Annotated in this window: 20 protein-coding genes; 11 read left to right on the top strand and 9 right to left on the bottom strand. The window is 70.4% G+C overall.

All coding sequences use genetic code 11. The annotated features are described in order from the left end of the window. Positions 1-58 precede the first annotated feature (58 nt). On the top strand, positions 59-691 hold the full coding sequence (locus AVKW3434_RS14870; protein ID WP_284406463.1) for a DUF2268 domain-containing putative Zn-dependent protease: 633 nt from the start codon (positions 59-61) through the stop codon (positions 689-691). A gap of 187 nt (positions 692-878) precedes the next feature. Here AVKW3434_RS14870 and AVKW3434_RS14865 read toward each other — a convergent pair whose 3' ends face one another. Next, on the bottom strand, positions 879-2,552 hold the full coding sequence (locus AVKW3434_RS14865) for an adenylate/guanylate cyclase domain-containing protein (RefSeq protein WP_284406462.1): 1,674 nt from the start codon (positions 2,550-2,552) through the stop codon (positions 879-881). 185 nt (positions 2,553-2,737) lie between these two features. Here AVKW3434_RS14865 and AVKW3434_RS14860 point away from each other — a divergent pair, with 185 nt between their 5' ends. Continuing rightward, complete coding sequence (locus tag AVKW3434_RS14860; RefSeq protein ID WP_284400779.1) at positions 2,738-3,445, top strand: Crp/Fnr family transcriptional regulator; 708 nt, start codon at positions 2,738-2,740, stop codon at positions 3,443-3,445. Positions 3,446-3,483: 38 nt separating this feature from the next. Here the strand turns inward: AVKW3434_RS14860 and AVKW3434_RS14855 are convergent, their stop codons facing one another. From AVKW3434_RS14855 to AVKW3434_RS14835, 5 genes are all read right to left on the bottom strand, one after another. Next, positions 3,484-4,836 carry an ATP-grasp domain-containing protein gene (locus AVKW3434_RS14855; protein WP_284406461.1) on the bottom strand — a complete coding sequence of 451 codons (1,353 nt, stop codon included), beginning with the start codon at positions 4,834-4,836 and terminating at the stop codon, positions 3,484-3,486. Continuing rightward, positions 4,833-6,038, bottom strand: coding sequence for an MFS transporter (locus AVKW3434_RS14850; protein WP_284406460.1), 1,206 nt, complete (start codon positions 6,036-6,038; stop codon positions 4,833-4,835). Before AVKW3434_RS14850 ends, AVKW3434_RS14855 begins: the two co-directional genes overlap by 4 nt. Positions 6,039-6,060: 22 nt before the next feature. Next, positions 6,061-6,765, bottom strand: a complete 705-nt coding sequence (locus AVKW3434_RS14845) for a 2OG-Fe dioxygenase family protein (protein WP_284406459.1) — start codon at positions 6,763-6,765, stop codon at positions 6,061-6,063. A gap of 46 nt (positions 6,766-6,811) precedes the next feature. Continuing rightward, positions 6,812-8,179, bottom strand: a complete 1,368-nt coding sequence (locus tag AVKW3434_RS14840; RefSeq protein ID WP_284406458.1) for a diaminobutyrate--2-oxoglutarate transaminase family protein — start codon at positions 8,177-8,179, stop codon at positions 6,812-6,814. Between the two features lie 212 nt (positions 8,180-8,391). Further along, positions 8,392-9,312, bottom strand: a complete 921-nt coding sequence (locus tag AVKW3434_RS14835; protein ID WP_284406457.1) for a LysR substrate-binding domain-containing protein — start codon at positions 9,310-9,312, stop codon at positions 8,392-8,394. A 110-nt stretch (positions 9,313-9,422) separates the two neighbouring features. Between AVKW3434_RS14835 and AVKW3434_RS14830 the strand changes: the two genes are divergently transcribed. The 4 genes from AVKW3434_RS14830 to xopAC (AVKW3434_RS14815) all read left to right on the top strand — a co-directional run bounded on the left by AVKW3434_RS14830 (position 9,423) and on the right by xopAC (AVKW3434_RS14815) (position 14,999). Further along, positions 9,423-10,385 carry a Bug family tripartite tricarboxylate transporter substrate binding protein gene (locus AVKW3434_RS14830; protein WP_284406456.1) on the top strand — a complete coding sequence of 321 codons (963 nt, stop codon included), beginning with the start codon at positions 9,423-9,425 and terminating at the stop codon, positions 10,383-10,385. A gap of 18 nt (positions 10,386-10,403) precedes the next feature. Continuing rightward, positions 10,404-11,360, top strand: coding sequence for an N-formylglutamate amidohydrolase (locus tag AVKW3434_RS14825; RefSeq protein ID WP_284406455.1), 957 nt, complete (start codon positions 10,404-10,406; stop codon positions 11,358-11,360). A 223-nt stretch (positions 11,361-11,583) separates the two neighbouring features. Further along, positions 11,584-13,212 (top strand): XopAC/AvrAC family type III secretion system effector, encoded by a 1,629-nt coding sequence (gene xopAC, locus AVKW3434_RS14820; RefSeq protein ID WP_284406454.1) that lies wholly within the window; start codon positions 11,584-11,586, stop codon positions 13,210-13,212. Positions 13,213-13,355: 143 nt separating this feature from the next. Further along, positions 13,356-14,999 (top strand): XopAC/AvrAC family type III secretion system effector, encoded by a 1,644-nt coding sequence (xopAC, locus tag AVKW3434_RS14815; protein WP_284406453.1) that lies wholly within the window; start codon positions 13,356-13,358, stop codon positions 14,997-14,999. Positions 15,000-15,030: 31 nt separating this feature from the next. Here xopAC (AVKW3434_RS14815) and AVKW3434_RS14810 read toward each other — a convergent pair whose 3' ends face one another. The 3 genes from AVKW3434_RS14810 to AVKW3434_RS14800 are packed head-to-tail and all read right to left on the bottom strand — an operon-like array spanning position 15,031 to position 17,299. Then, positions 15,031-15,789: an SPOR domain-containing protein gene (locus tag AVKW3434_RS14810; protein ID WP_284406452.1), complete on the bottom strand. Its 759-nt coding sequence runs from the start codon at positions 15,787-15,789 to the stop codon at positions 15,031-15,033. A 17-nt stretch (positions 15,790-15,806) separates the two neighbouring features. After that, a complete protein-coding gene (locus tag AVKW3434_RS14805; RefSeq protein WP_284406451.1) occupies positions 15,807-16,652 on the bottom strand; it encodes a biotin--[acetyl-CoA-carboxylase] ligase in 846 nt (281 codons plus the stop codon). Beyond that, complete coding sequence (locus tag AVKW3434_RS14800) at positions 16,649-17,299, bottom strand: SET domain-containing protein (protein ID WP_284406450.1); 651 nt, start codon at positions 17,297-17,299, stop codon at positions 16,649-16,651. The genes AVKW3434_RS14805 and AVKW3434_RS14800 overlap by 4 nt, the downstream gene beginning before the upstream one ends. Before the next feature lie 100 nt (positions 17,300-17,399). Between AVKW3434_RS14800 and AVKW3434_RS14795 the strand changes: the two genes are divergently transcribed. From AVKW3434_RS14795 to AVKW3434_RS14775, 5 genes are all read left to right on the top strand, one after another. Then, positions 17,400-20,363: a DNA topoisomerase III gene (locus AVKW3434_RS14795; RefSeq protein WP_284406449.1), complete on the top strand. Its 2,964-nt coding sequence runs from the start codon at positions 17,400-17,402 to the stop codon at positions 20,361-20,363. Further along, positions 20,360-20,545 carry a hypothetical protein gene (locus tag AVKW3434_RS14790; protein ID WP_284406448.1) on the top strand — a complete coding sequence of 62 codons (186 nt, stop codon included), beginning with the start codon at positions 20,360-20,362 and terminating at the stop codon, positions 20,543-20,545. The genes AVKW3434_RS14795 and AVKW3434_RS14790 overlap by 4 nt, the downstream gene beginning before the upstream one ends. 49 nt (positions 20,546-20,594) lie before the next feature. Next, a complete protein-coding gene (locus AVKW3434_RS14785; RefSeq protein ID WP_284406447.1) occupies positions 20,595-22,577 on the top strand; it encodes a UvrD-helicase domain-containing protein in 1,983 nt (660 codons plus the stop codon). Positions 22,578-22,625: 48 nt separating this feature from the next. After that, positions 22,626-23,387, top strand: a complete 762-nt coding sequence (locus AVKW3434_RS14780; RefSeq protein WP_284406446.1) for a 3-oxoacyl-ACP reductase — start codon at positions 22,626-22,628, stop codon at positions 23,385-23,387. A 131-nt stretch (positions 23,388-23,518) separates the two neighbouring features. Continuing rightward, a complete protein-coding gene (locus AVKW3434_RS14775; RefSeq protein WP_284406445.1) occupies positions 23,519-24,256 on the top strand; it encodes a glutathione S-transferase N-terminal domain-containing protein in 738 nt (245 codons plus the stop codon). Positions 24,257-24,496: the final 240 nt, after the last annotated feature.

Below are 24,496 nucleotides of genomic sequence, written 5' to 3'. Positions count from 1 at the left end.
GACCCCGCACGTTGAGTGCGCAAACCATCATGGGTGTCTCTACACAGGGATCAGGCAAATGAGTATCACGTTCCACTTCCCTGACGCTGCAAATCAGCTGACCCACTTCCAGCCTGAATTGCGCGACCTGTTGAGCGGAGCTGCTGCTGAGGTATCGGCCGTTCTTGCGATAGACCGCCTGGATGTGCTGACCTATGCGACGAATGCCGTCATTCCTGAGCTCGGAGTAAACGGGTATGCGGAAGGCCCTCATCTTCTTCACATGAAGATTGATCCGCGCAACAGCAACCTTCCGCGTTGCATGCGAACGGCCGTTCCTGCTCTGTTCGCGCACGAGGTCCACCACTGCGTCAGAGGCCGAACCGTCGGCTATGGCAGCACCTTGAGAGAGGCACTTATTTCAGAAGGCTTGGCGTGTCATTTCGAGGCGCAGGTTTTCGGTCGAATCCCGTTCTATGCCACCGCGCTATCGCCGGTGGAGTCAGACAGGATGAGAACGCGCATGGAGCCCATGCTTGATGCGACTTGGTACGACCATGCCAGTTGGTTTTTCGGGAGCGCAAAGGAGAACATCCCAAGGCATGCTGGTTATGCCGTGGGCTATGCCATCGTGGCGCGGCATCTCGCCAATCACAAGGTGACAGCCAGCGCAGCTGCGGCCACTTGTGCCACCGCCTTCTTTACGGCTTGACCGGCTTGCGGGCCTCGGCTGCGACGCTGCACTTTCGACATATGCAACGCATGTGGAGCGCGCCAGCGGCGGTTGGCCTTTTCCGTCCCGGCAAACTTGCCGATGCCGGGTCGTTCGGATCGCCAACACGGGGTGATTGCTTTCTGGCCCCCGTCTCGGGTTGTCGCCTATCAACCAGCGTCCACGTTCACGGCGGATCAAACCAGGGCCTCGCCGTTGCGGGCGATGGCGCGCCGCCGCCGAAGCGCGGCTCCCCCCACTGCTGCGCGGGATGGGCCACGTACAGCACTTGCAGCGGCGCCGACCGGCCGCGCACGGTGACGGGCTCGGGCGGGCCCAGCGCATCGGCCACGCCCGCCAGGCGCGCGGCCTCCAGCGACAGCACGAGCCGGGCGGCCACCACCTTCGAATGGTCCTGCAGGCGGCTGGCGGTGTTGACGACCTCGCCCACGGCGGTGAACGTGGTCGTGTCCTGAAAGCCCACCTCGCCCACCGCCACCGTGCCGGCGTGCAAACCCATGCCGAAGTCCAGCGGCTGCCCGAACTGGTCGGTGAACGAGGCGCCCCAGGCGTCCATGCGCTGCTCGATGAGGGCGGCCGCGCGCACCGCCTGGGCGCAGGCGGTGGGCAGGTCGGTGTCCAGCCCGAAGATCGCCATCACGCTGTCGCCGATGAACTGGTTGGCCAGGCCGCCGCTGTCGCGCACCGCAGCGCCCACCCGGTCGAAATACTGGTCCAGCACCCAGGCCAGGTCGAAGGGCCACTGCCGCTCGGCCAGGCCCGACCAGCGCCGCAGGTCCACGAACAGCACGGCGACCTGGCGTTCGCGCCCCAGGGGCCGGGCCGCGGCCGCCGCGCCGGGCTGGAACAGCGGCGTCACCGCGATGTCGCCGCGCGGGCGCAACTGGCAGGCCAGCCGCACGCCGGGCGGGGCGTTCACGCGCTGCAGCGTGCGCCGCTCGTCGCGCCGGGGGGCGGGCAGGTGCTCGGCCGGGCCTTGCACGCGCACGCGGCAGGTGGAGCAGCGCGCCCGGCCGCCGCACACCGAGAGGTGGCCGATGCCGTGCTCCCGGCTGGCCTCCAGCACGCTGAAGCCGCGCGGCACCTGCACCGTGCGGTCGGGGTAGCGCAGGCTGATGCGCCCCCGGCCCCCGCGCTCGCGCAGGGCGCCGAAGGCCCAGCGCGCCAGCAGCAGCGCCGCCACCAGCGCGATCCAGCCGGTGCGCAGGCCCTCGGTCAGTGCGCGCGATGCCTGGGCGGCCGGCGCGGACGGCGATGGGGCGCCCAGCGCCGCCCAGGCGATCTCGCGGCCCATGGACACCACGCCGAGCGCCGCCAGCACAGGCAGCAGAACGGCGGCGGCCAGCAGCACCGGCTGCAGGCGCTGCCACCGGGGGCGGATGCGCAGCGCCAGGTGCAGGCCCAGGCAGCCGTGCGTCCAGGCCGCCAGCAGCAGCGCCAGCTGCAGCCAGAGCCCCTCCGGGCTCCAGATGGCCCGCACGATGCGCACGTAGGAAGGCTCCAGCCCGTCGATTTCGCCCAGGTAGCGCGTGCCTGAGAAATGCGCCGCCAGCAACAGCGGCAGCAGCAGCCCGAGCAGCAGGCGCAGCGCCTCCACGGCCGGCATGCGCAGGCTGCGGCGCTGCCACACGGCGGCGCCCGCCATGGCCAGGTGGACGGCCACCGCGCCATAGAGCAGCACGGTGCCCGGCAGCGTGGCCCAGGCGCCATGCACAGCACGCCGCGTGGCTTCGGCCGCGGCCAGCGACACCAGCCCGGTGGCGTGCGTGGCCAGGTGCAGCGCCACATAGAGCCACAGGACCACGCCGCTGGCCCAGCGCAGGTTGCGCGGGGAGGGCATGGTCAGGTGGGGCAGGGGCGCGGGCACGGAAAAAGGCGTGTGGTGGGTCGATGGAATCCGCCCCGGCCGATCAGTGGGGCGGCGCTGAGCATAATGCGGCACCCGGTCGGGCCCACCGGCCTTCCCGCATGCCCTGGCGCCGCCCAGGCCCTCCCTGTTTCTTTCCCGGCCACGGCCTTGCCCGCATGAACGCTCCCCCCGCCCGATCCAGCCTCGCCCTGCGCCGCATTCCCTTGTTCGAGGGTTTGGGCGATGCGTGCCTGGACCGGCTGGCGCAGCAGTGCGACTGGCACCAGCTGCCGGCGCGCAAGCCGCTGCTGTCGCGCGCAGCCGAGGGCGGCGACGTGTTCTTCCTGGTGGCGGGGCGCCTGCGCATCACCACCTATTCGGCCAGCGGCCGGCAGGTCACCTTCCGCGACTGCGAACCGGGCGAGCACATCGGCGTGATCGCGGCCATCGACGGCGGCCCGCGCTCGGCCGACGTCGTGACGCTGGACGCCACCCTGGTGGCCAGCCTCTCGCGCGAAGGGTTCCTGGCCCTGCTGCGCGACGAGCCCCTGGTCGCGCAGCGGGTGATGCACTACCTGGCCTCGCTGGTGCGCCAGTTGTCCGACCGCGTGATCGACCTGAGCACCCTGGGCGTGCACAACCGCCTGCATGCCGAGCTGCTGCGCCTGGCGCGTGCGGCCGGCGTGCAGGGCAACCAGGCCCGCATCGAGCCCGCGCCTGCCCACGCCGAACTGGCCAGCCAGATCAGCACCAACCGCGAGCAGGTCACGCGCGAACTGGGAGTGCTGGTCAAGGCCGGCGTGCTGCAAAAGGACGGCCGCGCGCTGGTGGTCGTCGATGCCGCGCGGCTCGAACGCATGGTGGCCGAGGTGCGCGGGGAGTGACGGGCGGGGCGGGCCCGGTCCGGCCGGCCCCGGTTCATTCAAAGGGTGGCGAGCAGGGCCGCGGGGTCCAGCGCACCGATGTGGCCCGGGGTTTCGAGGTACTTCGCCAGTTCCACGCCCAGCAGCGCATCCAGGTCGCGCAGGAACGCATCGCCCCGCACCGCCGAGGCTCTGGGATCGGGCCCGTGCACGATCGCATGCCCCAGCACGGAGACATTGCCGTCGAAGCGCCGCAGCGGCATGCCGGCCGCCAGGCGCAGCGTGCAAAACGAAATGCCGTGGCGCGCCAGCAGGGCGTCCAGGCGGTCCTGGGTGAAGGCGCAAGACACCACGCCTTCGTTCTTCGCCCCGATGAGCACCACCGTGGCGGCCCCGTCCATGGCCTGCGGGTCGGTCTCGACCGCTTCGCCCAGGTAGGTGCGCAAGAGCAGGTCGAAGGCGTCGCGCCCGGACAAGGCCTGGTACACCTGCGGGCCCACGCCGCCCATCATGCGGCCGTTGACTTCCACCAGGCACGGGCCGTCCTCCGCGTACAGCGTCTCCACGTGAAAGAGGCCGAAGTCCAGGCCCAGGCACCGGCACACGTCGCCCACGTACTGCTCCAGCCGCCGGGCCTGGCGGGGCGCCAGCCCGGAGGGCATCGAATACCCCATCTCCAGCAGGTCGTTGTGCCGGGAGCGGTAGCGGGTGGTGGTGGCAAAGCACTGCAGGCGGCCATTTTTCAGGATGACCTCGGTCGAATGCAGCGAGCCCGTCACGTACTCCTCGACGATGTAGTGGTGGTTGACGATCTGGTTGACCATCGGGTCCGACGCGGCGCGCTCGCGCGCCAGCGCCGCGACGAAGGCATCCCACTGCGCCTCGGTTTGGCAGACCGCCGAGAACTGCTTGCCGAAGCCCCGCGTCGGCTTGACCACCAGCGGCGCGCGGAGGGTGCGGCCCTGGCCGGCCAGTAGCTGCGCCTCGGTCAGCACCTCGTAATGGGGAACGCGCAGGCCCGCGCGGGCCAGTGCGTGGCGGCAGCGGTCCTTGAACACCGCGTCCCGCAGCGCCTGCGGTGCCGGCGTGGGCAGGCCCAGGGCATGCGCCGCCTCGGCCACGGGCAGGATGGCCGCCTCCGAGGTGGTGACGAGCGCGTGGATGGGATGCCGCGTGGCGATGTCCCGCAGTTCGGCCAGCAGCGCGTCCACCGCGATCGTGGGCACGGTCCGGTGCTCGTCCAGGTGCAGCAGGTGGGGGTCGATGCGGCTGCGGTCCCGGGTCGAGATGGCCAGGAACGACGAATCGAGCGGCTCGATCAGGGTGGCCCGGCAGCCGAGCTTCTTCGCGGTTTCGAAGGCCAGCAATCCGGACAGGGTGCTGTCCACGAAGACGACATGTCGTTCGGTCATCGGTTTCTTTCAAGGGAGGGCGCCGGCGGCACGCGGTCCGCTGCCAGCCGCCGGAGAAGGTGGGCCAGGCCGAAGCCCGCCGCGAAGAGCGCCGCCGTGATCGGCATGCCGAACCACTGGACCGAGAAGGCCCCGAAAAAGATGGCCAGCATCATGCCGGCGTACACCAGGGCGTATTGCAGGGTGGCGACCACCGGCATCTGGTCCCGGGGCGTGGCGGCCATGATGTCCGCCTGCAGCCGGAAGAATGCCAGCTCGAACAGGAAGAAGTAGGCGAAGTAGAGCGGGTAGCTCACGGCCGGCGAATGCCACAGGCAGGCGCCCACCATCGCCGCCGCGCAGGCCGGGCAGATGTAGCGCAGGTGGAATGCCTGGCCGCGCCGGCTCTGCACGTAGAAGTACAGCGCGCCCGTCACCGCGGCCAGGCTGGCGACGATCTGCAGCAGCCCGACGTACTGCTGCGACAGGCCCAGGTGGTGCGCCGGCAGGGCCACCCGCGAGATGTTGTAGAAGCCCTGGAAGAAGGCGCCCAACAGCACGAAGCCGACCATGGCCTGGCGCAGTGGCGCAACGTCCCGCAGCATGCGCAGCCCCTGCCACAGGCTGGCCGGTGCGGCCGGTGCCTCCGTGGTGGTGGCTGCGGGCGGGATGAGCCAGGTGCACAGTGCCGCGCAGGCGAACAGCGCCGTGGTGGCGACGGCCGCGCCCAGCGCCGTGATCTGGGTGGGAAAGAAGGCCAGGATGGCGCCCGCCACGGCCCCGGCAATGAACTGCGCGGTCAGCGTCAGGGGCACGGTGAACCGAACCTCTTCGGGCGAGAAGTACCGTTTGATGACGACGATGCGGGCCACCCGCTGCACGGCATCCAGCGCGCCGATCACCGTGGCGCCGAGCAGCACCATGGCCGGCCCCAGGTCGGTGGCCAGGAACAGCGCAAGGCACGCCGCGGCGGCGGCCACGTTGGCCAGGCGCAGGAGCCGGCGCACTTCCATCCGGCCCGTCAACTGGTTCAGCTGGAACGCCAGCAGCACCGGCACCACCATGGGCGCGAAGAGGACGAACTCCGAAACCAGGAGACTGTCCAGATCGCGCAGCGCATGGTGCGCCAGATAGATGTACACCAGCACGCTGGCGGAGATCGACGACAGGTTGATCGCCCACAGCAAGGCCGTGAGCGGGCGCTTGCCGGTGACGGGCGTCATGGGGCAGGGACCGGCTGCGGCATCAGGCGGGCACGGCCTCGTCGATGGCGATGGCCCCTTGCCGGCGCTCGAATTCCTCGCCGTAGCGCCGTCGCTCCCAGGCGTTGAACGAGATGATCAGGATGTCCCGGTGGCCGCCGGCCTCGGTCTTGGGCAGGATGTGCGTGGCGTTGTGCCACATCTGGTCGTCGGCCACGATGATGGCTTCGTTCTCCTGCAGGATGTCTTCGAAGAAGCACGGGCCGCCGCCCGTGGGCATGAGCTGGCTGACCCCGCCGGTGATGTTGTGCCGCGCAAAGATGGCGTTCATCACGAAGTCGTGGCCGTCGCGGTGGGGGCCTTCGGGAACGGTCACGCCCGGGATGTCCGCGTTGGCGAGCACGCGCACCTGGTGCACGTTGATCTGAAACACCTGCCGGGTATCGAGTTGCGCCGCGATCGCGCCCGCCGCCACCTGCGGCGTGGGGTCGAAGCGGATGGGCTCGAACTGGCGCTGCACGCCGCCGACCACGCCGTTGTAGTTCTTCGACTGGATGAAGGGGCGGTGGGGCAGCAGCTCGGTGCGCCACTCGCCGCCCTCGAAACCGATCTTGAATTGCGAGAAGCGGCGGTACCGCTGCTTGCCGCCGGTGTAGGGGTCGAACGCCAGCGTGTCGAATTCGCGCATGGCCTGTTCGGACAGCGGGGGTACGCTGAAGCGTGCGTAATGTTGCTTCTTGAAATCCAAGGTCTCGTCTCCTGGCAGGAAGGTGGGGAAAGGCGGGGTGGGGGGCTCAGGCCGTCAGGGCGTCGCGTTCGAGGCGGCGCTCGATGGCGTTGCGGATGCGGCCCATGGCCTCGTCGATCTCCGGCTCGGTGATGGTGAGCGCGGGCAGGAACCGCATCACGGCCCCGTGGCGCCCGCCGGTCTCGAGGATCACGCCTTGCAGGAAGCACTCGCGCTTGATCGCCTTGGCGAGCGCGCCGTCCAGCACGCCAGGCGTGCCGGCCTCCGGTGCCGAGATGACCTCGGCCCCCACCATGAGGCCGCGGCCGCGGATGTCGCCGATGCAGGGCAGGTCCTCGGCCAGCTCCCGCAGCTTGCGTTGCAGGTAGGCGCCGCGCGATGCGGCGCGCTGGGGAAGGTCCTGGTCGCGCAGGATCTGCATGGTGGCCGCGCCCGCCACCAGGCCGATCTGGTTGCCGCGGAACGTGCCGGCGTGGGCGCCCGGCAGCCATTGGTCGTAGCGGCGGTGGTAGGCCAGCACGGCCAGCGGGAAACCGCCGCCCAGGGCCTTGGACAGCACCACGGCATCGGGAACGATGTTCGCCGCTTCGTACGCGAACATGGTTCCCGTGCGGCCGAAGCCGGTCTGCACTTCGTCGATGACCAGGGGGATGCCGTGGCGGTGCGTGATCTCGCGGAGCTTCCTGAGCCAGCGGGGCGATGCGGGAATGCAGCCACCCTCTCCCTGGACCGCTTCCAGGATGACCAGCGCCGGCTGGGTGATGCCGCTTTCCGGGTCGCGCAGCACGTTGTCCAGGTACTGCAGAGACAGGTCTTCGCCCTGGGTGCCGCCCACGCCGAACGGGCAGCGGCGGTCCGATGGGTAGGGAAAGAAGTGCGTGTGGCCCGGCAGGCCCGGCAACGGGTTCTTCGGGCCGAGGTTGCCCATGAGCGCCAGCGAGCCGGAGGTCATGCCGTGGTAGCCGCCGTGGAAGGCGATGACGCTCTGGCGCCCGGTGGCGATCCGAAAGAGCTTCAGGGCCGCTTCCACGGCGTCCGATCCGGTGGGGCCGCAGAACTGGATGCGGGCCTCGTCCGCGAAGGACGCGGGCAGGGTCTGAAACAGTTGCTCAAGGAACTCCAGCTTGGCCGGGGTCGCGATGTCCAGCCCCTGGAGGATGTGGCCCGACTGCAGGAAGGACTGCACCTGCTCCATCACCTGCGGGTGGTTGTGGCCCAGCGGCAGGGCGCCGGCGCAGGCCAGCAGGTCGATGTATTCGCGCCCCTCCACGTCCCAGACCCTGGAGAGGCTGCCGCGCGCCATCATGCGGTCGAAGGTGCGTGCGTAGGTTCTGGCGTTGGATTCCCGCTGCGCAATGAACCGGATGCCATTGTCGTGCGTGGCTTTCCCTGCCGGTGTTCCCGTGGTTTTCATCGTTCCTCCCGCCCGGTGTGTGCCCGGGTCAAGGCCGGATTCCAGCATGCGTTCGGCGGGGGCACCACTACCCGATTGGGTAGGTGGTGCGGCGGTGTGGGGCGCGGCCCATGGCGCAGAAAGCAGTGTTTGCTATATTTTGTATAGCAAAGAGGGCAATCAGTACTAGGGCATGGCGCCGTTTTTGCTCGAACCCCGGCGCGGGGCGGTTTTCAGTCCGCCCGCGCAGCGTGCGGGCCGGCCGCCGAGTCCAGCAGCCATTGGCGGAACCGGTCCAGCGTGGCCAGCTGCGCGCGGGCCTCGGGGTAGCAGAACCAGTAGCCCAGCGCGCTGGTGTAGCCGCCCTGCGCCAGGGGCTCGGCCACCACGCCCGCGGCGATCTCGTCGTGCACCAGGCATCGCGGCACCAGGGCGACGCCCATGCCCACCGAGACGGCGCGGATCATGCTCTCGAACTGGTCGAACTGCGGGCCGGCCAGCGCATCGAGCCCGGCCACGCCGTGGACCTCGCTCCAGCGCTCCCACGCGTCGGGCACCGACACGTGGCGCAGCAGGGCGCTGCGCACCACGTCGCGCGGGGCCTGCAGAGGCGCGGAGTCGCCCGCGCCGGCGGGCGGTGCGATCAGCGCGACATCATTGCCGGCCAGGTAGTGCGCGCGCGCCCCGGGCCAGTGGCCGTCGCCGAAGAGGATGGAGCAATCCAAGTCGGGGTTGGCGAAGTCGTAGCCGTGCACGAAGGGCACGAAATGCAGCGTGATCTGCGGGTGCTGGTGCTGGAACTGCGGCAGCCGCGGGATCAGCCACTTGGCGGCGAAGGTGGGCAGGGCGGACAGGTGCAGCGCGCCGCCGCCGTCGCTGCTGGTGATGAGCTCCAGCGTGGCCGCCTCCAGCCGGGCGAGCAGCGAGCGCACCGCCTTTTCGTAGCGTTCGCCGGCGGGGGTGAGGGTCAGGCGCTTGCGGCTGCGCTCGAACAGGGCGATGCCCACCCAGCGCTCCAGCTCCTGCACCTGCTTGCTGACCGCGCTCTGCGTCAGGTGCAGGGCCTCGGCCGCGCGGGAGACGCCGCCGAAACGCGCTACCGTGCAAAAGGCCCGCAGCAGGTGCAGCGGGGGGGTGAGTCGGCGCAAGGACATGGCGTTCGGGTTCTTAAAACATTCTCAAATGGAATATTAACAGGCACATCAATTGCTTTTCAATGGGCACCGATTTCGGTAATCTCTGCCATCTTCCGAGGAAAATCTCCATGCAACGCCGTCAATGGATCGCAGCTATGGCTGCCACAACTGTCCTTCCTGGAATGTCTTTCGCGCAAGACAAGCCCCTGCGCATCATCGTGCCCTTCCCGCCCGGCGGCGCCACCGACATCGCCGGCCGCGCCCTGCAGGAGCCGCTGCAGCGCCTGCTGGGCCAGCCCGTGGTGATCGAGAACCGCGCCGGCGCGGGCGGCTCCATCGGCATGGCCGAGGTGGGGCGCGCCGCGGGCGACGGGCTCACGCTGGGCGTGGCCACGCTGTCCACCCACGGCGTGAACCCGGCCGTGTTCTCCAAGCTGCCCTACGACCCCGTCAAGGACTTCGCCGGCGTGACCGAGATCGTCAAGGCTCCCGGGGTGATCGTGGTCAACCCCAAGGTCCTGCCGGTCAAGGACTTCGCCGAGCTGGTGAAGTACCTCAAGGCCAACCCCGGCAAGGTGTCCTACGCCACGCCGGGCAACGGCACCATCGGCCACATGTGGGGCGAGCTGTTCAAGAGCAGCACGGGCACTTCCATGGTGCACATTCCCTACCGCGGTGCCGGCCCGGCGATCAACGACGTGGTGGGCGGGCAGGTACCGGTGTATTTCGACCAGGTGGCCTCGTCGCTGCCGCACGTCAAGTCCGGCAAGCTCAAGGCCCTGGCCGTGTCCTGGCCCGAGCGGCTGGACGTGCTGCCCGAGGTGCCCACCTATGCGCAGCTGGGCTTTCCCCAGGCCAACGAGCCCTCGTGGTTCGGCCTGGTGGCGCCGGCGTCCACCCCCGCCGCCGCCGTGCTGCGCGTGCAGCAGGCCGTGGCCGCGGCCCTGCGGGAGCCGGCGGTGCGCGAGCGCCTGGCCGGGCAGGGGCTCTATGCTTCGGGCACCTCGCCCGCGGACTTCTCGCAGCAGATCGTGCGGGAGATCGACAAGATGAAGAAAGTGGCCGCCTATGCCAAGATCCAGCTCGACTGACCTCGCAGGAGTGCGCCGATGCATGCAGCGCTGCAACTGATCCAACGTCGGCACCGGCTGCAGGCCGCCGAGCCGGGGGCGGCGGGCGCGCCCGCCGTCGCCGCGGCTGCTGCGCCAGCGGCCATGTTCTCCGCCGTGCCCGGCCGCACGGCCCTGGTGCTCGATTCGCCGCACAGCGGCACCACCTACCCCGACGACTTCCGCGCCGCCATCGACCTGCCCACGCTGCGCCGCGCCGAGGACACGCATGTCGAGAAGCTCTACGCCTTCGCCCCCGCGCTGGGCGCGGCCTGGGTGGAGGCGCACTTTCCCCGCATCTACCTGGACGCCAACCGCGACACCACCGAGGTCGATGCCAGCATGTTCGAGGCCGGGTTCGACACCGCGTGGACCGATCCCGTCACCACCGATCCCGTCGTGCTGCAGAAGGTGCGGCTGGGCAAGGGGCTGATCTGGAAGTTCACCGACGAGGGCGTGCCCATCTACGACCGGCCGCTCTCCGTGGCCGAGGCGCGCGCACGCATCGACCGCTGCTGGCGCCCCTACCACGCGGCCGTGGCCCGGGCGATCGACCAAGCCCATGCGCGCCACGGCTACAGCATCCACATCAACTGCCACTCCATGCCCGCCGTGGCCGCCAGCCACGCCACGCTGCACCCGGGCCTGCACCATGCGGACTTCGTGATCGGCGACCGCGACGGCACCACCGCCAGCCCGGCGCTGTCGCAGGCGATCTGCGCCTTTCTGCGCGAGCGCGGCTACAGCGTGGACTACAACCACCCCTACAAGGGCGTGGAGCTGGTGCGCCGCTACGGCCACCCGGCGGCGCACCGCCACAGCATCCAGGTGGAGATCAACCGCAAGCTCTACATGGACGAGCGCACGCTGGCCATCGAGCCGGCAGGTTTCGCGCGGCTGCAGTCCGATCTGCGCGCGCTGGTGGAGTGGCTGCTGGCGACCGATCCGCGGCAGTAAGGCGGCATTGACGCGGCATTGAAAGCGGCAGGGGCGCGCTGCGCTTTTTTGCAAAAGGGGAAGCGGCGCGGCTTGCGCGCGGCTCGCTTCGCATGGCGTGCATTGCATTCGCATTCCGGGCGGAGCGGAGCCGGCCGACTTCGTAGATTGCGGGTCCACTGGCCCGTCCCGCGGGCCTGCCCACCCCCTGCCCGCGACGCGCTCGCCGCGTGTCCGCCCTGCCATGCCATCGCTTTCCACCCTGTTCAAACAGGAGCCGTTCACGCACCGCTCCGAAGCCCCGCCCCCCGCTGCGGTGCCATCGCCCCCCTCGCGCTCCACGCCGGCCTATGCCGACACGCACGCCCAGGCACTGCGATCGCGCGCGGCGGCCGCTGCATCGGGGGCGATACCGCCCCGCGCAGCGTCCTTCGACACGGTTCGGTGGAAGCAGGAGCTGCAACGCTGGTGCGACGCCGATCCGCACCGGGCCGTGTCGGGCCACCATGGGCTGTTCGGGCGCCTGCGGGCGCTGGGGCGCAAGGCCAGGGCGGAGAAGGCGGACGATGGCCTTCCCCTGCTCGCGGAGCGCCGGGAGGTGGCGATGCAGCGCTTGCTCGCCTGCCATGCGCAAAGCGCCAATGGCCGCACGCTCGATCTGAGCGGGCTGGGACTCTCCAGCCTGCCGCCGGGCCTGGAACGGCTGGCGCATCTGGAGGCGCTGGACCTGTCGAACAACACCGGCCTGCAATCCCTGCCCGAAGGGCTGGCCGGGTGCCGCAACCTGCGCAGCCTCACGGCCTGCAACGGCTTTGTCAGCCACGTGCCGCCCTCCCTGTTCCAGTTGCCGAACCTCGAAACGCTCGATCTGTCGGCCAACCCTTTTCTCAACGCACTGCCGCAGGCCATGGCGCAAGCCCCCCGCCTGCGGGAGCTGCGCGTGCCGCATTGCGACGTGAGCCACCTGCCGCCGGGCATGGCGGACATGCCGGCGCTGCGGACCGTGGATGTGTCGCACAACCGCGGCCTGCATACGCTGCCGCCCGGCCTGCGCGAGAGCCACGTTGCCCTCGCACTGCAGGGCACGCCGGTGGCGCTCACGGACCGCTTGCTGCAGACCGTGCCATGGACCTCCGAGCAGCGCGCTGCGCTGGAAACCCGTGTGGGACCACTGTCGAGCGCCTGGCGGGCTTGTGAGCCCTTGCTGCGGGACGGCAGCGCATCGCGTGCAGCGATGGATCAGGCGCGAAATGCGCTCTCTCAGGCGTTGCGCATTGACGGCGCGGACACCGAAGCCGCCTGGGCCGATGCGGACGCGGCCGTGCGGGGCTGGCTGAGCCAGGGCCTGCCGATCACGACCGAGCGCCTGCAGGAGATCAGCTGGCGCCTGAACGGCCGCCCCGCCGGCGGGGCGCAGCTGCGGGCAATGGAGTTCCAGCGCATCCCGGCCGATGCGCAGGGCCTCACCGCCAGCCACCTCGACTATCCCCCGGTCCTCGCACTGCCCGGCCATCTCGCGGCGCTGGACACCTGGCTGGCCCAGGGCGACGGGCCGGCTTCTCCGCTGGCGGCCATGGAGCGGGCCGCGCTGCTGTACCGGGCGGTGGAGAGCCTGCGCCCCTTCGAGGAGGGCAATGGCCCGGCCGCGCTGATGGCGATGGACTGGGCCCTGCAGCAGCATGGGTTGCCGCCCGTCGCGCTGGACGCCGAAGCCATGACCGGGCAGGTGGCGACGGACGGGACGGTGGCCGACGGCGCGTTGACCGATGCCGCGGTCTTCGCCTCGGCCCCAGCCGGCGGCGTGCCTCATGCGCTTTTCGACGCCGTGATGCAGGGGATGGAGGAAGCCCTTTGCACCCTGCTGCCGCGCTGAAATTTCGCATGCGCGGCCAAGGCATCGCATTCGCACCACGGCGCGAGGGGCCCGGTCCGTAGATTGGATGCATCCCGTCGCAATTGGACGGGTTTGCTCCATCACCAACCCTTTCACCACGCGTTTGCCCGCGTGCCCATGCCATGAACGCGACCACCGACGTCCTTGCCCGCGTACCCCACAGCCCCGGTGCCGAGGGCAGCGCCGCGACCAGCGAGGGCGCATCGGCCTTCCGCTTCCTGCGCCGCCACCATGCAGCCCAGGGGCACGGCGCTGCCCGGGCCGCCGGCCGCGCTGGCAACGAAACCCCCGAAATGGAGCGCTGGATGCGCGAACTGCAGGAATGGTGCGATGCCGATCCCAACCGGCCGCCGCCCCGCCAGCAGGGCCTGTGGGCCCGCATGCTCGGCCGCCTGCGCACCCCCGAAGCGGACCTGGACGACGAAGGCGAAACCGCCGCCACGTTCGCCGAACGCCGCCAGGAGGCGGTCAGGCGCGTGCTGGCCTGCCACGCCCTGGGCGAGGAGGGCTGGCAACTGGACCTGCGCGTGCTGCGCCTGTCCTCCCTGCCGCCCGGGCTGGACCGCCTGCGTCATCTCAAGCACCTGGACGTGTCGGACAACACGGGCTTTCACCGCCTGCCCGAGACCCTGGCGCTGTGCCGGGGGCTGCGCACCCTCACGGCGCGCAACTGCGTGGTCACCGAAGTGCCGCAGGCGCTGGCCTGGCTGCAGCACCTCGAAATGCTGGACCTGTCGGCCAACTTCAGCCTGCGCGAGCTGCCCGAATCGCTGGCGCAGGCGCCGCGGCTGGCGACCGTGATCCTCACGCATTGCGGCCTGCAGAACGTGCCCGAGGCCATGGCCCGCATGCCCGTGCTGCAGCTGCTGGACCTGTCGCACAACCTGCAGCTGCACAACGTGCCGGCCGCCGTGCGGGACCATCCCGCCGTCGATCTGACGGGCACGCCCGTGGCGCTGCTGTCCAACCTGCTGCAGGCCCCCCGCTGGAACCCGCCGCAGCAGGCGCGCCTGGCCGCGCGGCTGGACGGCGTGGCCGTCGGCTGGCAGGAATGCCTGGGCGTGCTGCGCAAGAATGCGGGCCTGCGCGCCGAGGTGAACGCCTGGCGCAGCGGCCTGTCGCTGGTGCTGCGCACCGATGGCGTGGGCACGGAAGACGCCTGGGCCGACGCCGCCCAGGCCGTGGGCACCTGGCTGCATGCGGGCCAGTCCATCACACCCGAGCGGCTGCTGGAGATCGGCTGGCGCCTGAACGGCTGCCCGGCCGGCGGGCCCCGGGCGCGCACGCGCGAATTCCAGCGGCTGGCTGCGGGCACCTCGGGCTCCACCGTCTTCGGCGACCCGGGCGTGCTCGCCCCCCGCTTCCTCACGCCGGGTGCCGGCGAGCAGCGCGCCTATCCCATGGCGGCCTCGCTCACGCGCCACCTGGAAACGCTGTCGGCCTGGATCTCGCCGGCCGATGCGGTCTATCCCGCGCTGACCCGCCTGGAGGCCGTGGAGCGGGCCGCGCGCCTGTACCAGGCCCTGGTCAGCCTGCGCCCCTTCGACGAGGGCAACGGCCCGGCCGCCCTCATGGCCATGGACTGGGCGCTGCAGCAGCACGGCCTGCCGCCCGTGGTGCTGGAGGAGTCGGTGCTGAGCCAGGCCATCGTGTTCGCCGAAGACCTGCCCGCCGAAGGCCCGAATGCCCTGGTGAGCGCCCTGGTCGAAGGCATGGAAGAGCTGGTGCAGACGCTGTGCCCCGGCAGCCTGCGGCTGCTGGCCTGAGCCGGGAGACCAAGCCGGCGTGGCCGGCCGGTCAGCCGCAGGCGCGGAACGGCCGGCTGGCCAGCAGGCCGCGCAACTGCCCTTCCGCCTGGGTGCGCAGGGCCGCGGTGGCGGCCGGCAGGCGCAGCACGTAGCCCGTGGCATCGGTGCGTTCCTGCACCACGCGGGCGGTGCGCACGCCCTGCGTGCCCAGCGTGGCCAGGGCCCGCTCGGCAGCCTCTTCCGTGGAAAAGCGGCCCAGCGACAGGCCCGGCTCCAGCGCCGCGCCCGGCCGGTCGTACGGCACCTTGCGGGCGCGCAGCTCGGCGCGTTTCTTCTCCAGCGTGTCCTCGTCGGCGAAGCGGCCCATGTAGACCATCCAGCGGCCGGTGAGCGAGATCGGCTCCAGCGTCCAGCTGCCCGCCGGCAGGCCGGCCGTGGCGGTGCGCAGCGCATCGAGCTGCCCCTTCTCGAACGTGCCCGCCTGCAGGCAGGGCGCGGGCTCGGCGGCGGCCACGGGTGGGGCCGATGCGGGCGCGGCCTCGCTGGTGCTGGGTGCGGGAGTGGAGGCGGGAGCGGGCGGGGTGGCGGGGGCCGCAGGCGCTTCGCCCCCGTTCGCGTTTGCGTTGGGGGTGGTGCCCGCTCCGTTGGCTCGGCCCAGGCGCAGGTTCTCGGGCTGGATCTGCTGCTCCAGGCGCTGGGGCTCGGACTGCTCGGGCGGTGCCCAGCCCCAGGAGCGCAGCAGCCCCTGCGCCCACGCGTAGTAGCCGGCATTGGCCAGCAGCAGAACCAGGACGGCGGCGCGCAGCATGGGTGGGCCTTTCTCGGTCAGCGGGGCGCCGACGGGCCGGCGGGCCGCACGCTGATCTCGGAGCTGGTCACGGCCTGCATGCCCTGCGCGGTGTGCACCAGCAGCGCGCCATCCTCGCCCACGCCATGGGCCGTGCCCGTGGTGCCATCGCTCAGCGTCACCGCGCGGCCGTTCAGCACGTCGCGCTGGTGGAACCGGGCCTGCACTGGCGCGAAGCCATAGGCCTCGAAGGATTGCAGCATGGCGACCAGCGGCGCGGCGATGCGCTGCAGCGCCGTGGGCGCATCCAGGCCGGGCTCCACGTCCTGCAGGCTGCCGGGCGGGGTGTTCATGCCGTCCGCCTGCGGCGGCTGCACGTTGATGCCGATGCCGGCCACCACGTAGCGCGTGGCGGGGGCGGCATGCGCTTCCCAGCCGGGCGCGACGAGGCTCGCCGTCTCCACCAGGATGCCGGCCAGCTTGCGATCACCGTCCAGCCACAGGTCGTTGGGCCATTTGAGGCCGATGCGCGCGGCACCCGCCAGCGGCGTGGGCTGCAGGCTCTCGGCCACGCTCACCCCCACGGCGAGCGACAGGCCCGACCAGTCGGCCGGCGCCAGCGGCATGCCCAGCGAGAACATGAGCGCATCGCCCACCGCGCCACGCCAGGGCCGGCCCAGCCGCCCGCGGCCGGCGGTCTGCAGCTCGGCCACGAGCAGTGTGGGCTCGGCCAGGCCCGCGCGGGCGCGGCGCATGAGTTCGGTGTTGGTGGAGTCGATGCTCGGCAGCACCTCCACGGTGAAGCCCGGCAGCACGGGGGCCACGGCTTCCCAGATGGCCTCGGCGGGCCAGCGGATGGGGGCGTCGGGGGAGCGGCCGGTCACCGGCGGGGGCTCCGCGCCTGGCGGCCCGGCGGGGGCGGCGCGGCGGTTTCGGTGGTAGGCGATGCCTTGTTGGCCTTGCGGGAGCCCTGGCCGCGCTTCGCTTCGTTGCCGGCCTTGTTCGCCTTGGCCGGCTTTTCAGGCGCCATGCCCGGCGGCGCCCAGCCGCGCTTGGGCGCCAGCAGCGTGCCCCGGCAGTTGGCGCTGCCGCACCAGCAGGGGTATTCGGCCTTGAGCTTGGGGGTGTAGCGCTCTTCGATGATGAGGCCGTAGTCGTAGTTCAGCTCGTCGCCCGCGGCGATGTTGCGCAGTGCGGTGATGAAGATCCGGCCGCCGCGCTCGTCGGCGAAGCAGTTGGGGTCGCAGCTGTGGTTGATCCAGCGCGATGAATTGCCGCCGAACTTTGCGTCGATCACGTGGTCTTCATCCACGTGGAAGTAAAAGGTATGGTTGGGCTGCGCGGGATCGTGCGGGTGCCGGTCCTGGGCCTCCTGCCAGCTGATGACCTCGCCCGTGTACTCGATGAGCACTTCGCCTTCGGCGATATCCTGCACGGCGAAGACGCCCTTGCCATGCACGCCCGAGCGCCGGGTCTGGAGGCGGCGCCCCGGTGCGGACGGGGGGGCTGCGGGCGATGCGGTGCGGGGCATGGCAAAACTCTGTTAGTTTGAATAGGCACACAGGCGCGTGCGCGTGTACGCGTGTGAGAAGCGGATTGTAGAAGCGCCTTTCAACGGCGAAACCCACAACATGACCAAGACACTGGTAATTGCAGAAAAACCCTCGGTGGCCCAGGACATCGTGCGCGCGCTCACCCCCGTGGCGGGCAAGTTCGACAAGCACGAGGACCATTTCGAGAACGACCGCTACGTGGTCACCAGCGCGGTGGGCCACCTGGTGGAGATCCAGGCGCCCGAGGAATTCGACGTCAAGCGCGGCAAGTGGAGCTTCGCCCACCTGCCCGTGATCCCGCCGTATTTCGACCTCAAGCCCGTGGACAAGACCAAGAGCCGCCTGTCGGCCGTGGTGCGGCAGGCCAAGCGCAAGGACGTCACCCAGCTCATCAACGCCTGCGACGCGGGCCGCGAGGGCGAGCTGATCTTCCGGCTGATCGAGCAGTACGCCGGCGGCTCCAAGCCCGACGGCAAGGGACTGGGCAAGCCGGTCAAGCGCCTGTGGCTGCAGTCGATGACGCCGCAGGCCATCCGCGACGGCTTCGAGGCGCTGCGCTCCGAGCAGCAGATGCAGGGCCTGGCCCACGCCGCGCGCAGCCGCTCCGAGGCCGACTGGCTGGTGGGCATCAACGGCACGCGGGCCATGACGGCCTTCAACTCGCGCGACGGCGGGTTCTTCCTCACCACCGTGGGCCGGGTGCAGACGCCCACGCTTTCGCTGGTGGTCGAGCGCGAGGAAAAGATCCGCAAGTTCGTGAGCCGCGACTATTGGGAAGTGCACGCGGGCTTCCATGCCGAGGCGGGCGAGTACCTGGGCAAGTGGTTCAACCCCCAGTGGAAGAAGAGCGAAGACCCCGAGGCGAAGGCCGACCGGATCTGGAACCATGCCGACGCCGTGGCCATCGCCGATGCGGTGCGCGGCAAGGCGGCCAGCGTCACCGAGGAATCCAAGCCCACTTCGCAGTCCTCGCCCCTGCTGTTCGACCTGACCAGCCTGCAGCGCGAGGCCAACGGCAAGTTCGGCTTCAGCGCCAAGACCACGCTGGCCCTGGCGCAAAGCCTGTACGAGCGCCACAAGGCCCTGACCTACCCGCGGACCGACTCGCGCGCCCTGCCCGAGGACTACCTGCCCGTGGCGCGCGACACCTTCGGCATGCTGGCCACGAGCGGCATGCGCCACCTGGCGCCCTTTGCACAGCAGGCGCTGGACGGCAACTATGTGAAGCCCAACAAGCGCATCTTCGACAACAGCAAGGTCAGCGATCACTTCGCCATCATCCCCACGCTGCAGGCCCCGAGCGGGCTGTCCGAGGCCGAGCAGAAGCTGTACGACCTGGTGGTGCGCCGCTTCATGGCGGTGTTCTTCCCGAGTGCTGAATACATGGTCACCACGCGGATCAGTCAAGTGGTCAACCACCATTTCAAGACCGAGGGCAAGGTGCTGGTGCGGCCCGGCTGGCTGGCCATCTACGGCAAGGAAGCCGCCGACGAGGTGGAGGGCGCCAAGGAAGGCGACAAGGGCCAGAACCTCGTGCCCGTGCAGCCCGGCGAGATGGTGCGCACCGACTTCGTGGAGCCCAAGGGCCTCAAGACCAAGCCGCCCGCGCGCTACTCCGAAGCCACGCTGCTGGGCGCCATGGAAAGCGCGGGCAAGCAGATCGACGATGAGGAACTGCGCTCGGCCATGCAGGAAAAGGGCCTGGGCACCCCGGCCACGCGCGCGGCCATCATCGAAGGGCTGCTGACCGAAAAGTACATGCTGCGCGAGGGCCGCGAACTGATCCCCACGGCCAAGGCCTTCCAGCTGATGACCTTGCTGCGCGGGCTGGAGGTCGAGGAACTGTGCCGAGCCGACCTCACGGGCGACTGGGAGTTCAAGCTCTCGCAGATGGAAAAGGGCCTGCTCAGCCGCGAGGCCTTCATGGCCGACATCGCCCGGATGACCGAGCGCATGGTCAAGAAGGCCAAGGAATACGACCGCGACACCATTCCCGGCGACTACGCCACGCTCTCCGCGCCGTGCCCCAACTGCGGCGGCGTGGTGAAAGAGAACTACCGCCGCTACGCCTGCGTGGGCAAGGCCGGCGACGGCTCGGACGCCTGCGGCTTCTCGTTCGGCAAGTCGCCGGCCGGCCGCACCTTCGAGACCGCCGAGGCCGACCAGCTGCTGCGCGACAAGAAGATCGGCCCGCTGGAGGGCTTTCGCTCCAAGGCCGGCTGGCCCTTCACGGCCGAGGTGGGCATCGTCTATGACGACGAGGCGCACAACTACAAGCTGGAGTTCGACTTCGGCGACGACAAGAACGCCGAGGAATCGGGCGAGCTGGTCGATTTCTCGGAGCAGGAAAGCCTGGGCGCCTGCCCCGTGTGCGGCGCGCCCGTGTACGAGCACGGCAGCAACTACGTGTGCAGCAAGGCCGCGCCCACGGCGGCGCAGCCCACGCCCAGCTGCACCTTCAAGAGCGGCAAGATCATCCTGCAGCAGCCCGTGGAGCGCGCGCAGATGAGCAAGCTGCTGGCCACCGGCAAGACCGATCTGCTCGACAAGTTCGTGAGCATGCGCACGCGCCGGGCGTTCAAGGCGTTCCTCGCCTGGGACAAGGAGGCGGGCAAGGTGAACTTCGAGTTCGAGCAGCGCGAGAGCAAATTCCCGCCGCGCAAGACGTTCGCTGCAAAGGCCGGTGCAGGCGCGGCCGCCAAGACGTCGGCCGCGGCCAAGAAGGCTGCAAAGCCTGCCGCCAAGACCGCTGCCAAAGCCGCCGCCAAGAAGGCCCCGGCCGCACCCAAGGCGCCGCGCAAGCCCGCGGCCGGCAAGGCCCCGAGCGCCGCATTGGCGGCGGTGATCGGGCCGGAACCGGTCGCCCGGCCCGAGGCCGTGAAGAAGATGTGGGACTACATCAAGGCCAACGGCCTGCAGGATGCCACCAACAAGCGCGCCATCAACGCCGACGCCAAGCTGCGCCCCGTGTTCGGCAAGGACCAGGTCACCATGTTCGAGCTGGCCGGCATCCTGGGCAAGCATTTGGGGGGCGAGGCATGAACGCGCTCGCCCGCTTCGCCCGCTTCCTGGCGGCCCTGGTCTTCGTGGGCCTGCTGGCCGGCTGCGCGGGCGGCGAGCCGTCCGAGGCGCCGTCGCGCGGAACGCATGGCATCGGCGGGCAGGGCTCGAACGGTGTCACTGTCTTTGGCGAAATCGACGTGAGCGCCGAGCGCCGGCGCTGAGGCCTTCGCGCCCTGCGCCCGCGCCGTGGCCCTGCCTGAAAAGAATCCCTTGGCGACCACTACCCCCACCGTTCCCCTTTTCCAGGCCAGGCAGATCGACCCCACGGCCGAGCAGCTGGCGATCCAGCAGTCCGCCGAGCGCACGCTGGTCATCGAGGCCAACGCCGGCGCGGCCAAGACCACCACGCTCGCCCTGCGCATGGGGCAGGCCTGGGCGCGCGGCGTGGCGCCCGAGCGCTGCCTGGCCCTCACGCACACCGCCACCGCCTGCCAGGCGCTGCAGGCCGCGCTGCGCAAGGTCGGCGTGCCCGCGCCCGTGGCGCAGCGCTTTCGCATCGCCACGTTCGATGCCTTCTGCGCCGAAATGCTGGCCGACCAGTACGAGGCCCCCGTGCCGCACCACCGGCACCTGGAGGAACTGCGCCCCTTCGTCTGGCAGGCCGTGCAGCGCGTGGAAGACAACGAGCACGAGCGCTGGCGCGAGGAGTTGCTGCTGCCCACGCTGGGCGACACCGGCTTCGTGGAGGAGTTCCTGGCGACCAGCGTGTGGCTCAAAGGCACGATGAAGGACGAGCTGGAGCGCGAGGGCGGCCCGGCCTCGCCCGAGCACGCGGCCGCCATCGGCGTGGGCTACACGCAGCTCAAGGTGTTCCTGGCCTACGAGCGCATCCGCCGGCGCGAGCTGGCCGACGAGCCGCTGTTTCGCGGCCCCTTCGATGCCACTTACGACCTGGCCCGGCGCCTGCACGGCGGCGACACCGCGGCCAGCCTGCCGCGCTGGCCGCGCGGCGTGCAGGCCGTGCTGGTCGACGAGATGCACGACATGAACGAGGCCGCGTTCCGCGTGCTGCGCGAGCTGCTGGACACCACGCAGTGCACCTTCTGCGGCGTGGGCGACCGCGACCAGGTCATCTACGGCGCCCACGGGGCCGATGCCGCCTTCATGGGCGATGCCATCACCGCGCACACCGGCCGCCCGGTGGCGCGCCTGCGCCTCACGCCCAGCCACCGCTTCGGCAAGAAGCTCGCGGCCAAGGCCGGGCGGCTGGCGGCCAAGCCCTACGACTCGCTCGCCGGGCACGACACCGCGGTGGAGCTGCGGCCCTACGACGATGCCGCGCACTGCGTGGACCTCGTCGCGCAGGCGGCCCAGCAGTGGCGCGCCCGGCCCCGCGCCCGCATGGCGGGCTTTGCCGTGCTGCTGCGCCACTCCAACCAGTCGGTGGGCATCGAGAACCGGCTGCTGGCCGACAACGTGCCCTACACCGTGAGCGGCTTCGACAGCTATCTGCTGCGGCCCGAGGTGCTGTTGGTGCGCGGCCTGCTGGCCGTGGCCACCGACAACTTCGACAGCGTGTCCGAGCCGCGCACGCGCGACAAGCTCATGCGGGCGCTGGTGTTCTTCTGCGGCGCGCGCATCGTCGTGGCCGGGCGCGAGCACGAGTCGCAGCAGGCCCTGCTGGAGGACGCCATCCGCAGCGTGACCGACAACCCGCTGTTCCTGCAGAACTTCTTCACCCACCAGATCGTGGCCAACGTCGAGCCCGCCATGCAGCGGCGCCTGCGCAAGGCCCTGGAGGTGGCGCGCGAGGCGGGCGGCCGGGACACCCTGCCGCGCCTGCTGCAGGCCCTGCAGATCGACGCCGTGATCCGCGAGGTGTTCGTCTCGCGCCAGCGGCGCGAGGACGCCCTCGCCAACCTGGCCGGACTGTGCGAGGCGGCGAAAGGCTTTGCCAGCGCGCGCGCGTATTTCCTGCACCTGAACGCCGCCGAGCAGCGCCAGCGCGAATTGCGCAGTTCCGCCAGCCTGGTCCTTGCCAACATCGAGGACGTCAAGGGCCTGGAGTTCGACCACGTGGTGATCCCGTTCCTGGAGCAGGGCGTGTTCCCCGTGCCGCAGGCTCCCTACGCGCAGGAGAAGAACACCCTCTACGTCGGCATGACCCGGGCGCGCCAGCAGCTCACACTGCTGTGCCACCGCGCGCAGCCGGGCGCCTTTCTGCAACCGCTGGGGTATGCCGCGTCGGCCTGACCACGCCCGGCCCCGGTCCTTTTTCCACACCACGCGAGCGACACCACCATGCAACTGTCCGAACAATGGGTCCTGGTCACCGGCGGTGCCCGGGGCCTGGGCGAATCGATCACCCGGGCGCTGGCGCGCGAAGGCGCCGGCGTGGTCATCAACTACCTGAACAGCGACACGGCCGCCCGCGCCCTGGCCGAAGAACTGGGCCCGCGCGCCATCGCCCTGCAGGCCAACGTGACCGATGCCGCCGCCGTGCAGCGCCTGATCGCCCAGGCGCAAGAGCGCACCGGCCGGCCCATCAGCGCGGTGGTCAACAACGCGCTCGCGCAGTTCCGCTTCGACGGCGACGCGCGCCCGCAGATCGGCGACATCGCCTGGGAGCGCTTTCAGCAGCAGATCGACGGCGCCGTGAAGGGCGCGCTGAACACCCTGCAGGCCGCGCTGCCCGCGATGCGCGCGCAGGGTTTCGGGCGCATCGTGAACGTGGGCACCAACCTGTTCCAGAACCCCGTGGTGCCCTACCACGACTACACCGCCGCCAAGGCCGCGCTGCTGTCGCTCACCCGCACGGCCGCCAACGACCTGGGGCCGCACGGCATCACCGTGAACATGGTGTCGGGCGGCCTGCTGCGCACCACCGACGCCAGCCGCGCCACGCCCGAGGCGGTGTTCGACCTCATCGCCGGCATGACCCCGCTGCGCCGCGTGACCACGCCGGCCGAGTTCGCCGACGCGGTGCTGTTCTTCCTCTCGCCCTGGTCGCGCGCCGTGACCGGGCAGAACCTCATCGTGGACAGCGGCCTGGTGAAGGGCTGAGCGGCCTTGGGGTTACTGCGCGCGGCGCCAGCGCCGCCGCGGGCCCCGGGGGTGTAATGAACGCCCCGGTTCGACGCCTGTTCGATCCCCGTCCGGCCACCCCGGCCGCTCACCCGAGGCCCGCAAAAACCATGACGACGACGCCCTCCGCATCCGGCACCGCCACCGCTCGGTCCATCACCCACCCCATCGCCGCCAAGTGGCCGGCGCGCCACCCCGAGCGGCTGCAGCTGTATTCGCTGCCCACGCCCAACGGCGTGAAGGTCTCCATCCTGCTGGAGGAGCTGGGCCTGCCGTACGAGCCGCACCTGGTGCGCTTCGACACCAACGACCAGTTCTCGCCCGAGTTCCTCTCGCTCAATCCCAACAACAAGATCCCCGCCATCCTCGACCCCGATGGCCCGGGCGGGCGGCCGCTGGCGCTGTTCGAATCGGGCGCCATCCTGGTCTACCTGGCCGAGAAGACCGGCCGCTTCCTGCCGCAGGACCCGGCCGCGCGCTACGAGGCCCTGCAGTGGGTCATGTGGCAGATGAGCGGCGTCGGCCCCATGTTCGGTCAGCTCGGGTTCTTCCATAAATTCGCCGGCAAGGACTACGAGGACAAGCGCCCGCGCGACCGCTACGTGGCCGAGTCCAGGCGCCTGCTGGGCGTGCTGGAGCAGCGCCTGGCCGGGCGCGACTGGATCCTGGGCGATGACTACACCATCGCCGACATCGCCGTCTTTCCGTGGGTGCGCAACCTGGTGGGCTTCTACGAGGCGCGCGAGCTGGTGGACTTCGATGCCTTCCCCCAGGTGCAGCGCGTGCTGGCCGCCTTCCTGGCGCGGCCGGCCGTGGTGCGCGGGCTGGAGATCCCGCAGCGCGGGTGAGGTGCAGGCAGTTTTCTGATGCTATAAAAAGAATAGCTGCATGCCCTAGTCGAATATGCGCTAGAGGCCGATTTTCATCAATCTCCCACCCCAGGGCCAGCGCGGCATGCGCTGGCCCTTTTTGCTTGGGGGGTGGCCTGCCGGGCATGGAAGGCCTGGGGCTTTGGACACCGGCCAACCCATAGGTATTTTTTGCAAACAAACGTAAATTTTCGATGAAATAATGACTTTTCGTTCGCT

This window comes from Acidovorax sp. SUPP3434 (assembly GCF_030159015.1).
In the GTDB taxonomy this organism is placed as follows: Bacteria; Pseudomonadota; Gammaproteobacteria; order Burkholderiales; family Burkholderiaceae_C; genus Paracidovorax.
The sequence above is the reverse complement of the archived record's forward strand: the minus strand, read 5'-3'. Positions and strand labels throughout refer to the sequence as shown.